Annotated in this window: 12 protein-coding genes; 2 read left to right on the plus strand and 10 right to left on the minus strand. The window is 46.8% G+C overall.

From position 1 onward, the window contains the following. Window positions 1-109: 109 nt before the first annotated feature. The 10 genes from ACYX4J_RS02340 to ACYX4J_RS02385 form a co-directional block, all read right to left on the minus strand. Window positions 110-2,458 (minus strand): DNRLRE domain-containing protein, encoded by a 2,349-nt coding sequence (locus tag ACYX4J_RS02340; protein WP_476177790.1) that lies wholly within the window; start codon window positions 2,456-2,458, stop codon window positions 110-112. An 87-nt stretch (window positions 2,459-2,545) separates the two neighbouring features. Next, the gene (locus tag ACYX4J_RS02345) at window positions 2,546-3,187 is read right to left on the minus strand and encodes an Lcl C-terminal domain-containing protein (RefSeq protein WP_476177791.1); all 642 of its coding nucleotides are present in this window, start codon (window positions 3,185-3,187) and stop codon (window positions 2,546-2,548) included. Next, window positions 3,187-4,770, minus strand: a complete 1,584-nt coding sequence (locus tag ACYX4J_RS02350) for an ethylbenzene dehydrogenase-related protein (RefSeq protein WP_476177792.1) — start codon at window positions 4,768-4,770, stop codon at window positions 3,187-3,189. The genes ACYX4J_RS02345 and ACYX4J_RS02350 overlap by 1 nt, the downstream gene beginning before the upstream one ends. A gap of 291 nt (window positions 4,771-5,061) precedes the next feature. After that, window positions 5,062-5,664 (minus strand): glutathione S-transferase N-terminal domain-containing protein, encoded by a 603-nt coding sequence (locus ACYX4J_RS02355; protein ID WP_413663334.1) that lies wholly within the window; start codon window positions 5,662-5,664, stop codon window positions 5,062-5,064. An 83-nt stretch (window positions 5,665-5,747) separates the two neighbouring features. After that, window positions 5,748-5,999, minus strand: a complete 252-nt coding sequence (locus ACYX4J_RS02360) for an HP1242/YdcH family protein (protein WP_282931240.1) — start codon at window positions 5,997-5,999, stop codon at window positions 5,748-5,750. Window positions 6,000-6,313: 314 nt separating this feature from the next. Beyond that, a complete protein-coding gene (locus tag ACYX4J_RS02365; protein ID WP_444896086.1) occupies window positions 6,314-7,066 on the minus strand; it encodes a TetR/AcrR family transcriptional regulator in 753 nt (250 codons plus the stop codon). Window positions 7,067-7,211: 145 nt separating this feature from the next. Further along, window positions 7,212-8,231: a cytochrome d ubiquinol oxidase subunit II gene (gene cydB / locus ACYX4J_RS02370; RefSeq protein WP_476177793.1), complete on the minus strand. Its 1,020-nt coding sequence runs from the start codon at window positions 8,229-8,231 to the stop codon at window positions 7,212-7,214. Then, window positions 8,228-9,616 (minus strand): cytochrome ubiquinol oxidase subunit I, encoded by a 1,389-nt coding sequence (locus tag ACYX4J_RS02375; protein ID WP_413663331.1) that lies wholly within the window; start codon window positions 9,614-9,616, stop codon window positions 8,228-8,230. The genes cydB and ACYX4J_RS02375 overlap by 4 nt, the downstream gene beginning before the upstream one ends. Window positions 9,617-9,933: 317 nt before the next feature. Further along, complete coding sequence (locus ACYX4J_RS02380) at window positions 9,934-10,491, minus strand: GbsR/MarR family transcriptional regulator (protein ID WP_282931244.1); 558 nt, start codon at window positions 10,489-10,491, stop codon at window positions 9,934-9,936. 125 nt (window positions 10,492-10,616) lie between these two features. Further along, window positions 10,617-11,570: a DUF1853 family protein gene (locus tag ACYX4J_RS02385; RefSeq protein ID WP_476177794.1), complete on the minus strand. Its 954-nt coding sequence runs from the start codon at window positions 11,568-11,570 to the stop codon at window positions 10,617-10,619. Window positions 11,571-11,833: 263 nt separating this feature from the next. On the opposite strand from ACYX4J_RS02385, the gene ACYX4J_RS02390 reads away from it, so the two are divergent. Together ACYX4J_RS02390 and ACYX4J_RS02395 are read left to right on the plus strand one after the other, a co-directional pair. Then, the gene (locus ACYX4J_RS02390) at window positions 11,834-12,736 is read left to right on the plus strand and encodes a bile acid:sodium symporter family protein (RefSeq protein WP_476177795.1); all 903 of its coding nucleotides are present in this window, start codon (window positions 11,834-11,836) and stop codon (window positions 12,734-12,736) included. A 211-nt stretch (window positions 12,737-12,947) separates the two neighbouring features. Further along, the gene (locus ACYX4J_RS02395; RefSeq protein WP_476177796.1) at window positions 12,948-13,865 is read left to right on the plus strand and encodes a glycosyltransferase family A protein; all 918 of its coding nucleotides are present in this window, start codon (window positions 12,948-12,950) and stop codon (window positions 13,863-13,865) included. The last annotated feature ends 40 nt before the right edge of the window (window positions 13,866-13,905 follow it).

Below are 13,905 nucleotides of genomic sequence, written 5' to 3' on the forward strand. Positions count from 1 at the left end.
ATTAGCTTCAAGGTGAATAGCTATTGCCATCTCAAAAGTAGTGCATGAAGAAATCAGTAAGTTAGTTGTTATTGAAACTGGGCTCTCCCAGGGGAGAGCCCAAAAAGTATTAATTACAGAGTGTCTGCATTGTCAGGAGAGGGCTCTGTCCACTCTCTTTGGAGCTTATATCGAGGCCATTAATGCCTCCCTCTGAAGCGATCACCAGGCCGTGATTACTAGCGTTGAACCAGCGGTCCACTATACCGGAGGCTCCCAGGTCAATGAGGTGTCGACCAGTAGAAGAGGGCGTAAAGCTACCCACCTGAAGCCCAAGAATCGAGCTGCCGCCAACAGAGTCCCATGTAGCGGATTCCTCTTGCCAGCTTTGTGTCGCCATATATATGCCATAGCTGTTGCTGGATGTATTGGTGACATTCAGTTCGAGTGTCGCATCAATATATTGCTGACAACTTAAATCGGATAAATCGAAGCGAATCAGGCTATACATTGTGCCGTAGATCAAATCGCTACCATCGGCGAGAAGTCCATCGCTGTCACCATCGAAATTGTCATCTTCCTTTCTGGAGGAGATAAAGACATCATCTGAGGCAACTTGCAATATCTTTTCGCTGACAGTGTCACTGCAGTCTGCAACCACCTTGAGGGCTGGTGCAATACCGGTTTCCTTTGATGAGATATCTACGCCATTGCTTCCATTTTGCGCGGCGATGACCATCCCGGTATTTTCAGCGTTTAGCCAGTCTTCCAGAATACCAGAAGAGCTTAAATCCAGGGTTAGGGTTCCAGTGGATGAAGGAATAAAGCTGGCTGCCAATTGTGAAAGCACCCCCGATCCGCCGACTGAATCCCAAGTGACTGATTCTTCGTTCCAGTCAGCTTCAGCCAGGTAAATTCCATAATCATTGGTGGATCGGTTGGTAATATTTAATTCAAGCTCAACTGAATTTATTGCTGAACAATTGGCGATATTGGAGAGGTCAAATTTGATTAATGAGTAGAGAGTTCCGTAGGTACTATCGCTACCATCTGCCAGTAGCCCGTCTGAGTCACTGTCGAAATTACTGGATGAATAGCGGGAAGAGATAAAGGCATCATCTGCTACGGGTAAGGTTACCTCACCGTTGTCACTGCTATCCTCGACAATGACACTCCTGCCAACACTATTTTGTGCGAGAACCATAGATTCGCCAATTCGGTTGGCACTCCACCAGTTAATGTCCTCTGGTAAAGCAAGGGGGTCATTGGCGCGATCTTCACGGGTCAGGATACTGGCGCTGTCGTCAAATTGGGCCGTGCGGACGCTCAGCTCATCAGGACTAACTTGTATCACTTTAAACTGCTGGATGCTGGCCATATCGATGGTCCAAAACTTGGCATCATTGGCGGAACGGGCCGGAGCACCCCAACTGCCCTCACCCACATAGACAGTGCCTCCGGTATCACTGGTAGAAAAATCACTATTGCCCGGGGCGACGACTTCAGTGAGCTTGGTCAGGTGGGTATCTGACTCGACCACTAGGTTCATGGCGTAGTCATAAAATGGCTCTGCCCACCAATTGAATAATGTGGGGTTATCGGACTTGCCACTGTAATGGGGGAACATGGGCTTGTGGTATTGGGCAAAACGCCAATTGCTGTAGGCGCCACTTGTAGCTAAATCATCTTCCAGCCAGTTGTTCATAGCCGTTGCATAAGATGACCAGCCACTTTCCTGAAATTGGCTGTTTAGTGTGTAGACACGCAATAGGGGGGAAATTTGTACTGCGCCGTAGGTATCACTGGGGCTACAACTACCATCCGCATTGAAGTCCACACCAAAGACCTGGCAGGTGGTTGAATAGTTGTCATCCTCATGATTTCCATGGGTAGGTATTAGAGGGTAAATACGTTGATAGCTATAGCCATCAATTTCGTCGTTGGAGTAGGTCAGCGTCCAGTCTTGTAAAAAGTCATCCATTTCCGACGCACTGTTGGCGTTGGTAAAATCACCGCCATGCATAACGGCCAGTGGGCGAATTTTGGCTAGTAAAGCATTGCCCTCGCGCCGTGTTGTATGCCCCGTGCGGGTATCTCCCCCAGCGACTATGACGAAGGGAGATTCCTCCGCAGGAGCCGTTTTAAACCAGAACCGGTCGCCACAGCCGTCCTGATCACACACACGATAGTAAACTGCTGAATCCGGTGTTAGGTTTTCCAATCTGACAAAGTAGCTATCTAAGCTGCCATCGAAGGTAGATGTAGAATCAACCCCTTGACTGCTCCAGCTATTTTCATTGGTTGAATAGCCAAAATTAATGTAAGGGTTACTACTGTGGCCATCTGGCGAAAAACCGATAACGGCACTGGTGGATGCATCACCATCCCAGGCCAATCTGTGGTGTTTAGTTGCTGAACTGGCATCAATTGCCAAACATAGAGCCGAGATAGCAAAAGCAGTGCTTAAGAACCGTCTCATTGGGGGTTTCCTGTAAGTAGTGGTTATTCTTTTCAGGCGCAGCAGCTTTAGAGATTAGTTGCAAAAGACTTGTGCGGCGCGCCGGAATTATTGTGGATCTTTATTACAGGCCGTTGAATGATTGGAGACTAAACGAACGAAAGCGGCGTTTCGATAGGGAATTGTGATGGTTTTTGCATTCATAAAATTGATTGCGCCAGCACCTGTTCCCAGATATTGGTAGATGCCATATAAAGGCCTGTCAAAATTACGGGTCCAATAATCTCCCCTTTGAGTTTTCGGGAAATATTCAGTCGCAATTAGAGGTTTGCCAGATTTACTTTCCTGCAGGATAATGGATCGTAACTCTGTAGTATCGGGGAGCCGCCAGTTTTGCGTTGCACACAATTTCTGTTGATTGGTATTGCGAATCAGATCCTCGGTATCACACCGCTCTTCTTCAAAATAACAATCTCCATTATTTTCTATACCTTCTTCATATTGATACCACGAGTAGGTCCACCTTCCATCGTGAATTCCTTCGTCGTCAGTTTTTACTTCCCAAAGAAGCCCTGTATCGGTGTCGCAGATACAGGACCAGGGGCCTGCCCAAGCCTCGATAGGCTCCCCATTTTTATCAATTTTAACTAAGTGATATTCCCTTGGCAGAGGTTGTGATGGTTGGTGCAGTATGACTGCACAGACCGTGATTGCAGGAAAAATGAATACCCAAAATATGCGCACAAACATTATTGATCTGCCAACTTGATTTTGACTGGGAGGGCATGGCGAGTGTGGGCGATTTGCGAGTGATCAAAGGCAGAAACCCAGAGGCAAATACCGTCTTTTATTGCTACATCTAACGCTGACCCAGTATTTAATTTTCGCACCATCTCCATAGACCATTGGCCGTCCTGCCAAACAGCATAGGCCCTGACATCGGCACGATCTCCCTCAAAGCGATTTGAGGTATAGAGGACTGAAGGCATAATCGTATTGATAGGATAATTGTCATCTTCAGCCGTGTATGGCTGGTAATCAAACCAGGAAATAGTCCAATCGCCCTTTGTATCCTCGTTTTGATATGGCGTCAGGCTGGAGGGACTTTTGGGGAGTCGTTTTGGTGTAACGTTTTTTGAGGAGTACCACTCCCAGTTCATTAAGTATGCCCCGGACTCTTTGCCATCCTGGAGATATCCTGCGGTATAGCGGCGTGCTCCTGGCCTTACAATATCAGGCTTGCCAATATAATTGTCATCTGCCAGGTGCATTTTATTGGTTCTTACCGCTTTCCAGTGCCAGAGATCGTGTATTTCATCGGATGAGCTGTAGTGGTAGCCCTTGCCATGCCAATTTGCGGGCAACTGTGCTGATGGTTTGCGACCCAGGTGAGAAGTTCCCGAAGCACCGAAATCACAGGAATTGGAAAGCAGGATGGCAAACTTATCTTCATAGTGACGGGTTTCATTAAAATTTTGAAAACCTTGCTGCTGTATTTCCCAGCCAGAATCTACTTTTTTCAGTGGTAGGTGTTTCAGGCTTTCAGTGGGATCTTCCCAAGTGATATGAAAAAATATTTCCTGTTGGTTATGCAAGGCTCTCAAGTTGACGGTTGAGCTACCATCAATAAAGTTAGCACCTCCGTCAGTATGGATTTTAAGTGATATGGCTGAGGACCATGCGGATTCTTGGGGTATTCCATCTATGTTTATAAAGGTTTCCGGACTTATTTTCTCAACTGTAAGATCGTGGTAACTGTTATTTGTAACAATAACCCAAAGTAATAAAGTGACACAGCCGACAGATAAGTAGGTAAAAATTGAAGTTCGATAGCCCGATCGAGTATTGGGAAGTAAGTAACTCAAAGTCTTCAGGCCATAGGTTGTTAGATAAACGCCAGCGTGAAGAAATATATAAAGTAAGATCGCAAAAGCACTATAAAAGTGTGCCTGACGAAAGATAGAAGGATTGCCGGAACCAATAAATAAAATCCAGCCACTTAAGATCATGAGTGTTAAAAAAAATGAGCCAATGCGTGTTACTACTCTATGGTAGCTAATTGATGTTTTATTAGGTTCACTGGATGAGTTTGTATTTTTTAATTTAATTGTTACTTTATAGAATAAGTAACAGAGAAGGATGGCTGAAGTAACAATTGCGACAAAGAAGTGAATATCATGAATCTGTCCCTGGGGAAAAAGTTCTTCGATATTTCCAATACTTGGCTTAGTCAAGGTGGAGATACGGAGCCCCGTTAGCAGACTACATAAAACTGCAACAATGGCCACGCTGTGCAGAATTATCCAAAGAGTACTCTTCGGTTGTTTGGCCATGGGAGTATTCCAAAAGGGATCAGGCTAGTAAAAAAGTGTGGCATTTATATTAATTAAAATAGACTACATTCTGCTGATGGAGTCATGGCGCCTAAAAAGGAAGAACGCACTGCGCTGTAGAAGCGCATAAAGAATGAATACCGATCCCGAGCTTACCGAGATATAATCACAGTGAATCTCGGTTGCAGAGTCTCCGTTCCGCCTGACCCAATAGTGTACTACTCAGTATTTTGACCTGTTCAGAACAAATAGCGGGATAACTTATTCTTGTTGGTATTCCGCATTATGTAACTACTCATGCAGCTGACACTTATTCAGGCTTTCATTTTTCTCCAAATCTTCCGATATGGCCATAAGTTTCGGGTGGTCACTTCTCCAGTCAAAATCTTCATGGCGAAAATCAAGATAGGATAGTGCTGAGCACAAGTTAATATGTGGCAAGCTAAGACTGGCGGGTAATCGATCCAGGTACTTTTCCAGGTAGTCTAGAGATCTCTCAATAGCACTGAAGTAGCGCTGCCACCAAAAATCAGACCTAAGTTCTTCCCGTGCGCGCAGCTTTTCCATTTGCAGATGCACTGCTGCGTCCATTAATCCAGAGCTGACACTGTGAAAAGTATACAGATCCCAATTGTTGTCCAGTGGCGCAGATAAGTGACCATCCCCTAAGCTTTTATCAAGAAATGCACAGATGACTTCGCTGTCAATGATCGAGGAGCCATTATCCAGGATTAGGCAGGGGACTTTTCCCAAGGGGTTGCTGGAAATAAGTTCGTCGTCATTGTGAAAGGGGTGAGAGAAATGCTCTGTTACCACAGAGTGCAGACGCTGTTCTTGCACAACAATGCGCGCCTTGCGCGCAAAGGGGGAGGAAAAGGTCAGGTACAGTTGCATAGGCCAAGCTCTTTTTAGCTGCGTGCCCTTTCAGCAACTGCAGTGACCGCCAGTGCTGCTACGAGCAACTGTTAACGCGTACTTTAGTGATGGGTAATCACTGAAGTAATGCGGTTATAGAGGTGCTGTTTCAAGTAGGCTCTCTGTTTTTTGAGGCTGGAATAGTGATCGTCGTCGGTGCCAATACCACTATCCTGAAGGCCTCTTATTTGTTTATCCAGTTTGCTGTAGATGTCGTTTTCGAGTTTGAATTGAATATCGTCTTCGATGAGCTGCTTGATTGTGTCTGCATATTCTGGGAAATCCACCGAGAGCTCGTGTGAAGCAATGGGCATAAGGGACCTCCACAATCGATATTAGTTAATGAAGTGTAGGTTCAGTCTTGCCAGTCACAAAAGTGCAATTCTAGCGCTGCTTCCCTTAATCAACATAGTTATAAAGTGAAGTTAATATAAGTTTGTATATAGCCATTTGATATATATAAAAGTTGAAGCTATTTTATTAGCAAATATTTTTTACCCTCTTTTTTTTGATTATTGGTAATTGTTAGTCAGGTGAGGCTTAAGCAGAGGGCTGGGAGGAAGTGACGGGCACAAAAAAGCCCGACAATTACTTGTCGGGCTTTTTTGTTGCGGTTCTGCTACTGGGCTTAGGCCGAAGCCTCCAGTGGGGCAAAGCGCAATTGGCGCCTCTGCAAAAGCTCACCGAGGTAGAGCTTTAAGTAGGCTGCAGCGGCCCGTTTCCCCTCTGCTGCGGAGTCTTCTGTTATTTTTCCAAAGCGGGAATAAGACTGGGAGCAGAAGGAGTCGTTAATGTTGATGGCACACATAAACCGGTCTCGCCAATCCTGAGAGGGTGGTAACTCAAACTCCCGAGACAGGTTTTTGATCAGAGTATCTGCCAGGCGCCAATTGTTTTCCATTTGTAGTTGGCGTAATGCCCAACTGGACTGAGGTCCAAAATGTACTTTTAGTGCCGCGAGATTCTCTTCATAGTAGCCGCGCACAAGGTCGCACAGCTGATTCAGCATATCCTGCCAGCTTTCTGACGGAGAAAAATCCGAATGGCCCAATACTACGTCACCGAAAGACTTATAGTGACGCTCGGCCAGGGCGGTTAAGCTGGCATCTACACTTGGGAAGAAATGATAAACAGACGCTGCTGGAACACCTGCAACCTGACTAAGGTTTGCGAGGCTAATATCCGTAGAGTCTTGTTCAGTAATTAATACTTCAAGGGCGTCAAGAAGCTTTTCATACTTCTCCCGACCATTTTTGCGTTGTGGTTTGCGCGGACTGGCGGTGTCGCGCCGGCTGATTGCTCGTCGATCGATTTGGTTCAAACTACCTCCCCCTTTAGACAAGCGGTACTGGCCATGGGCTAGCATACGCTTTACTTCCATGTAAAAAATTGTCTTTTGGAATTGATTATTATAATCGTACCAAATTCGGGCGAGCAAGAAGAACTTGTTTGATTTGTGGGGTAGTTCCACCTTAATTAATTAAATTCGGCTAGCAGGTATTTCTGCCAGCCGAATGGAAATGCAGCTAGTGATAATGTAGCTCTGTCGCCTTTCCTCGGAAGACGTAATAAGAGAAAACGGTATAGGCGAGGATGACGGGAACTACTATTACCGCACCCACAAGAATAAATTTTAATGAGGCGGTGGCACTGGCTGCCTGCCAAATATTTAGTTGGCCGGGAACAATATCAGGGAAAAAGCTGAAGGCCAGGCCGATAAAGCACATCAGGAAAATAACGACGACCGTGAAAAAAGGAACCGCTTTATGTCTATCTGCAGGCTTAGGCATTCTCGCCAACAGAACATCATTGGAGACAAAGGCAATAAAGCATAGGGTGGGGATGAGTAGTACAAACATAACCAGAGGGTAGGTAAACCATCGGTCAAATACTATTGGGTTTACCAGTGGATTGATGGCCGATACTGCAACCACCCCAAGCAGGGTGGCCCGCCCTGCGTAACGGGTCCATGTGGTCGCTCGTTTTTGCAGCTCCGACTCGGTTTTAAGAACCAGCCAGGCGCCGCCAATATAGGCATATGCGGCGGTAACTCCCAGAGCGCTGAGCGCTGAAAAAAGCTGTGCAGACCAGTCGGGCTTAAAGCCAATCACGTACTGCCCCAGCATGTACCCCTGCGCAAGGCTGGTAATAATAGACCCCGCTTTAAAGGTTCGATCCCAGGTTAGCTTTTTGTCGATGGCAGCCTTGGCACGAAAGTCGAATGCCACTCCTCGCATGATTAGCCCGACTAGCATAATCGCAGCTGGTATATATAGATGCATTAACACCAGGTTGTGTGCGATTGGGAATGCAATCAGGAGCAAACCGATTGCCAGCACCAGCCAGGTTTCGTTGGCATCCCAAAAGGGGCCAATGGATGCGATCATGGTATCCCGCTGCGATTCCTCCTCTTCTCCCATGGGGAGCAAAATGCCCACACCAAGATCGTAGCCATCCAGAATTGCGTAGACTATTACCGCCAGGCCCATAAGGGCGACAAAGGCGACAGGCAGCCAATAGGCCGCAGCAGAAGCGCTACCGGTCATTTGCCTTCTCCCTTGTCATTTTTCTCGGTATCTTTTGGGCGGTTGGTTAAGCTAGTGCCGGCGAATAGTTCCTGAGTTTCAAACTCCTCGACTTTTACAGACTTCAGGGCCATCACTTTCAGGGTTCTTATGTACGCATAGAGCAATATCACGTAGACAACCAGATAAAGGGTTAGGGAAAAACCGACATGAGAAGGTGGTACTGGAGTAACAGCGTCGGCGGTTTTCAGTACTCCTGTTACGAGCCAGGGTTGGCGTCCAATTTCTGTGACATACCAACCGGCCAAAGTGGCTATCCAGCCGGAGAATGTCATCGCGACCAGGGTTTTAAGCATCCAGCGAGGCAGCTCACCTTTACGCAATAGGTAGACCCCTCCCCAAGCGGTTAGCAGCATCAATATTCCTATGCCGACCATAATGCGGAAGGCGAAAAATACGGGGGCTACCGGTGGGTGATTATCGGGGAATTCATTTATTCCCTTGATCTCACCATCCCACTCATGGGTAAGGATAAGGCTGGCCATCTTGGGAATGCCGATCGCCAAATGGTTGGTTTTTTCTTCTCCGTCGGGTATCGCAAATAACAGCAGGGGCGCACCGCGCTCTGTTTCCCAGACTCCCTCCATTGCGGCGACTTTTTGCGGTTGGTGCTCAAAAGTGTTGAGTCCGTGTAAGTCACCCACATAGATTTGAATCGGAATAAAGATGGCAGCGAGAATCAGTCCTGTTTTAAGGGCGAGCCGGGGCGCGCGTTTGGGGTCTCCTTTAAGAATCCGATAAGCGGAAATCCCCGCAACAAAGAAAGATGCCGTCAAACCCGAAGCCAGCAGCATATGTGTAAGTCGGTAGGGGAAAGAGGCGTTAAAGATAATTTCCGTCCAGCTTGCCGGGTAGGCGACCCCATCCCGTAAATCGAATCCGGCAGGTGTTTGCATCCAGGAGTTGAGAGCAATAATCCAAAAAGCGGATAGAGTGGTTCCTGTTGCCACAATAAAGGCAGATAAAGTATGTATTTTGCTTGGCACCTTATTAATGCCAAACAACATAATGCCGAGAAAGGTTGCTTCGAGAAAGAATGCAGTAAGTACTTCGTATCCGAGAAGCGGGCCGGCGATATTGCCGACCTGGGCCATAAAGCCGGGCCAGTTTGTTCCGAACTGGAATGACATGGTGATGCCACTCACTACGCCGAGAGCAAATGTTAGGGCAAAGACTTTTACCCAAAAACGATATGCGCGCATCCAGACCGGATTATTAGTTTGGTCGTAGCGTAATTTAAAAAAGAAAACGATCCACGCGAGTGCGATGGTGATTGTTGGAAATAGAATATGAAAGCTGATATTTGCGGCAAACTGTATCCTGGAAAGGATCAGGGTATCTAGCATGAGAGCCTCTGCTGGTCTGAGATCTTTGAACCAGTGAGCCGATTAGCACCTCCTGTGCTAATCGGCACTGCAAGAAAATATAGAGGCAGGTGTGTGTTCCCGCGTATACAATCCTGCAGGAGCCGACTTTGGATCGGCAGCGGCACGGCCTTGTGCCGTTTTTAATCCAGCACTATGGGCTGCTGGATTAAAAATATGCCGGGGCTTTTAGCCATGGATTTGGCCCTATGGGTTTCTCCCCGGAATAAGTGCTTCAGATGAAGGTGTTATTTCGCTTTGAGTGCAGCGGTATATTCCTCGTACTAGCGTTTTTTTCGCTAGTTTGAGGTGTTCTGTCCACCTGTCATCTTACTTTTGAGTTCCAGTAGCTTGACGATACCGGAGCCTAGCTTCATCAATTTAAGCAGGTCCTGGTGTTCTAGCTTGCTGAGTGTGTTGGCAAATTCTTCGAGTAGCTCCAGCAAGCTGTAAACTTCCTGGATTTTTTCTTGTGCTTGGGCATCCAGCTCATCTTGGGGCTCATTGAGCAGCAGCTGGCGAAGCAGACTTAATGTAGGGTCGAGCTCTCGCTTGCGGCGCTCCTCGAAGACAGTGCGAGCGAGGTCCCAGATTGACCCAGCTGCAGTGAAATAATCTTTGCGATCGCCCGGTTGATGGTGCAGCTCAACCAAGCGCCAGGCCTGTAGCTCTTTGAGCCCCATACTGACATTGCCACGACTGATCTTCAGTGCCTGGGCCAATTGCTCGGCATTGAGTGGCGTGGGATGAATGGTGAGTAGGGCAAACATTTGTCCCACCGTGCGATTGAATCCCCAGCGACTACCCATTTCACCAAAGTGCAGTACGAATGCCTGGGCTTGACTCGATAGTTTCATTTAATTCTTAAGTTTCAGAAATTTCTGAAAATTGTAAATATAAATTGATCTATGTCAATCACCAATTTAGAAAATAATGTGAGGCCAGCGAGAGGGCCTCTGATTCTGATCTGGGGAGAGGCTGGTTATATGCTCAAGCTACTTTTGGCTCTTTGGTACCAGTTGTCGGGCACGATAAAGCCTCTGCAGGCTTCGCCATTTTTATCGACGGCGGCGATGCACAGTGGGTGGGTAAAGCTTTCGGGAAGCAGCGCCTCTAGCAATTGATCGGCAGTCATGCCGGTGGTGCTGCTCTGAGGCGCCAGCCAGGCTTGCTTGGGGAGCGCCAGCCACTCGAGAGCACTGCGGTTTGCCTGGCTCAGGGAGAATGACCGAAACTCAGATAACGATACCCACCAAAGATCATGACTGGAGGGCCGGTGAAGTGTATCCAGGGGTTTGAACAGTCTCCCAGGCATTAGCGCCCACTGGCGATCTATCTCTAGGCCGTGCTCTTTCAGCATGGATTGAACTGCCGGCATGTCAATCAGTGGCAGTTGATGGTCTGCCATTCTTGCCAGTTTGATATCCAGTCGGTCCTTGATTCCGGGCCCCACCCAATGGATATCGGTAACCTGGAGATAAAATTTTACGGCAATTTCCCAGTGTTCACACTGGTTGCTGGGCAGGTGTTGCACGACGAAGTCGAGTTCCCCCAGTGTCTTGCCGCCGGACCTTAGAGGGAGGTTTTGGTAGAGCAGCTGGTAGTCGGGATGTTTGTCAAAGGCAAATGACCAGAGCCTTTCAAAGTAAGTGCCCAAGCGGTTGTTGGGTTTGTTGAGGTTGAGTTCGTGCAGGTAATTATCCAGTTCAGGGGAAAGTACATCTTTTACTTTCGGGCAGGAGAAGTATTCCAATAGGGACTTTCGTCGCGTGGGTAGAAGCCAGGGGAGTTGGTTAGCTGCACTAAAAGCTGTAACGGAGTCCTCGCTAGTGGGAATATCCGAACTTCCCACGGACCACATTAAGTTGTCCCAATTATCTACCTGTCCGCTTTTCAGGGAGGAAATCATGGCCTTCTGTATCGTTTCCTGAGTCATTAAACTTCTGTATATTGCTAAAATACAAGACAGATTGGTGAAGTCATCTATGATTGCTTTACCATCTGAACTAAAAATAATAATTACACTTATAAGAATCGATCCGAGCACCAAGATAATCAGCGAATTACCGATGTCGAAATAAGTCCTCTGGCAGTGAAGTTTCTGCCTTGATTTCGTTATCCATCTCCAGTGCCAGCTTTATTCTGGGAGTTGATTTTGGTCGGGTATTTTTCTTACAGTGACTGATACTGGAGAAAATCATGGAATCAGGTCCCCTTATTTCGATCGGCTTGCCTATCTCGCTGTTTATCATCATGGTGGGAATAGGGATGACCCTAACTGCCAGGGATTTCCATCAGGTAACGGTAAAGCCCATTGGCCTTATTATCGGAACTTTTACCCAAATTCTCCTGATGCCAGCTATAGCAATTGGCCTCTGCTGGGGATTAAATCTACCACCGGCCATTGCTGTTGGCCTAGTCATTATTGCCGCCTGTCCGGGAGGCACAACATCGAACCTGTTTACCTTGATGGCTCGCGGTAACGTGGCGCTTTCTATTGTATTAACAGTTTCTGCCAGCTTGATTACTATTGCCAGTTTACCGCTATTCGCAAATTATGCGCTTCGAACTTATTTCGGCGCTGACCAGACTATAACTCTGCCATTCGCCAGTACAGTGGTGATGTTATCCAGTATTGTCCTCTTGCCTGTTGTGATAGGGATGCTATTTCGCGCCTGGAGACCGCACCTGGCTCGCCGCGCAGAGGGAATAGTCAGTATTTTTGGCGGGGTTGTATTGCTTGCACTGGTAGCAGGCCTTATCTGGGGAATTCGCGATCGCCTTGCAGACTTGATGGTTCAAGCTGGCCCCTCGGTCATTCTATTGAATCTCTGTGGTGTCCTACTGGGGCTTCTTATCAGCCGGATTGCTGGCCTGCCAAAGCGGGAGGGGGTTGCGGTTGCAACGGAACTCGGTATTAAAAACAGTACCATCGGAATGATGGTAACCCTCACGCTCTTACACTCGAGTGAGATGTCCGTGCCCTCAGCAGTTTACGGTGTATTGATGTTCCCATCTGGCGTTCTTTTGGCGTTATATGGTCGCCGTGGTGCAGCGAAAAAACTGGCCTCTGAGACGGAAGGAGCAGGTGAAGTAGGGTAGTAAATGTTGCATTTACCGAAAACTAGACCATACCTTTACTATTGAGGGTGTGGTCGATGTTGGAAAATTGAGCTCGCCTATACCAATTTCTGTTACTGCACTATGAATTTCAATAATTCTAATGTGCGGTCACGGATTACTGAATGTCCTTTTTAGGTATATGTCTAAAACCAGGCATTGAGTTGTCTCAACCCCAGATTGTAAAGTCAATATGTTCAAGGGTTTTACGGCGAAGCGCAGCAAGAAAAATACAATCAACAACAATCTAAAATTAGATGCTCTGGTCTGGAAGAGAATATTGGAGCAGTCGACCCTCAGTGGTAATGATTCTGGGGTAGGTAATGCGGCTAAACACAGTATTGTTGTTTCTCTGACTAGCTATGGAAAGCGAATCCATGATATCCATTTGTGTATCGAGAGTTTATTTCAGCAGTCGCTTAAGGCTGATTTAATTGTACTTTGGCTATCGGCCAAAGAATTTCCAGATTATATGTTGCCCAATATTTTAATGAGGCAGGTGGATCGTGGATTGAGAATTGAATTTGTTGATGAAGATCTAGGGCCTTACACAAAGTATTATTACGCGCTTCAAAAATTTCCTGATAGCCTGATAATCACGGTGGATGACGATATCCTCTACCCGATGGATACCATCGATATGCTGTATCAGTCATATTTAAAGTTCCCGTCACATATTTTCTGTCATCGAGCTCACAGGATAGGTACTGATAAGAAAGGCAATATATTGCCTTACAATAAATGGAGGACAACGCGGGAAACTTGGAAGTGCAATATGAATATCAAACCTTCTTATCGCGTTTTTCCTACTGGAGTTGGGGGTGTTTTATATTATCCCGGCTCTTTACATCCCGATGTTCTGAATAAAGATAAGTTTTTGGAGTTATGTCCTAATGCGGATGATATCTGGCTTAAAGCCATGAGTATGAGGCAAGGAGTCCGTTGTGCAAGAGTGCCAGATGTTCGTTTCTGGAGGGATAGGTTTTTAACAATCCCTGGGTGTCAGGCTAGCGGCTTGAAGAAACAGAATTTAAAGGGAAAGTGTGGTAACGATAAGAAAATACGCAGAGTATTCTCTGAATATAATTTATCTCAGTTACTGTTAGAGTGAATAGGCGCTGCTTATTCTAGAGGTAATGTAGCTGTCGCAC

Source organism: Microbulbifer sp. ABM4_008, assembly GCF_056311705.1.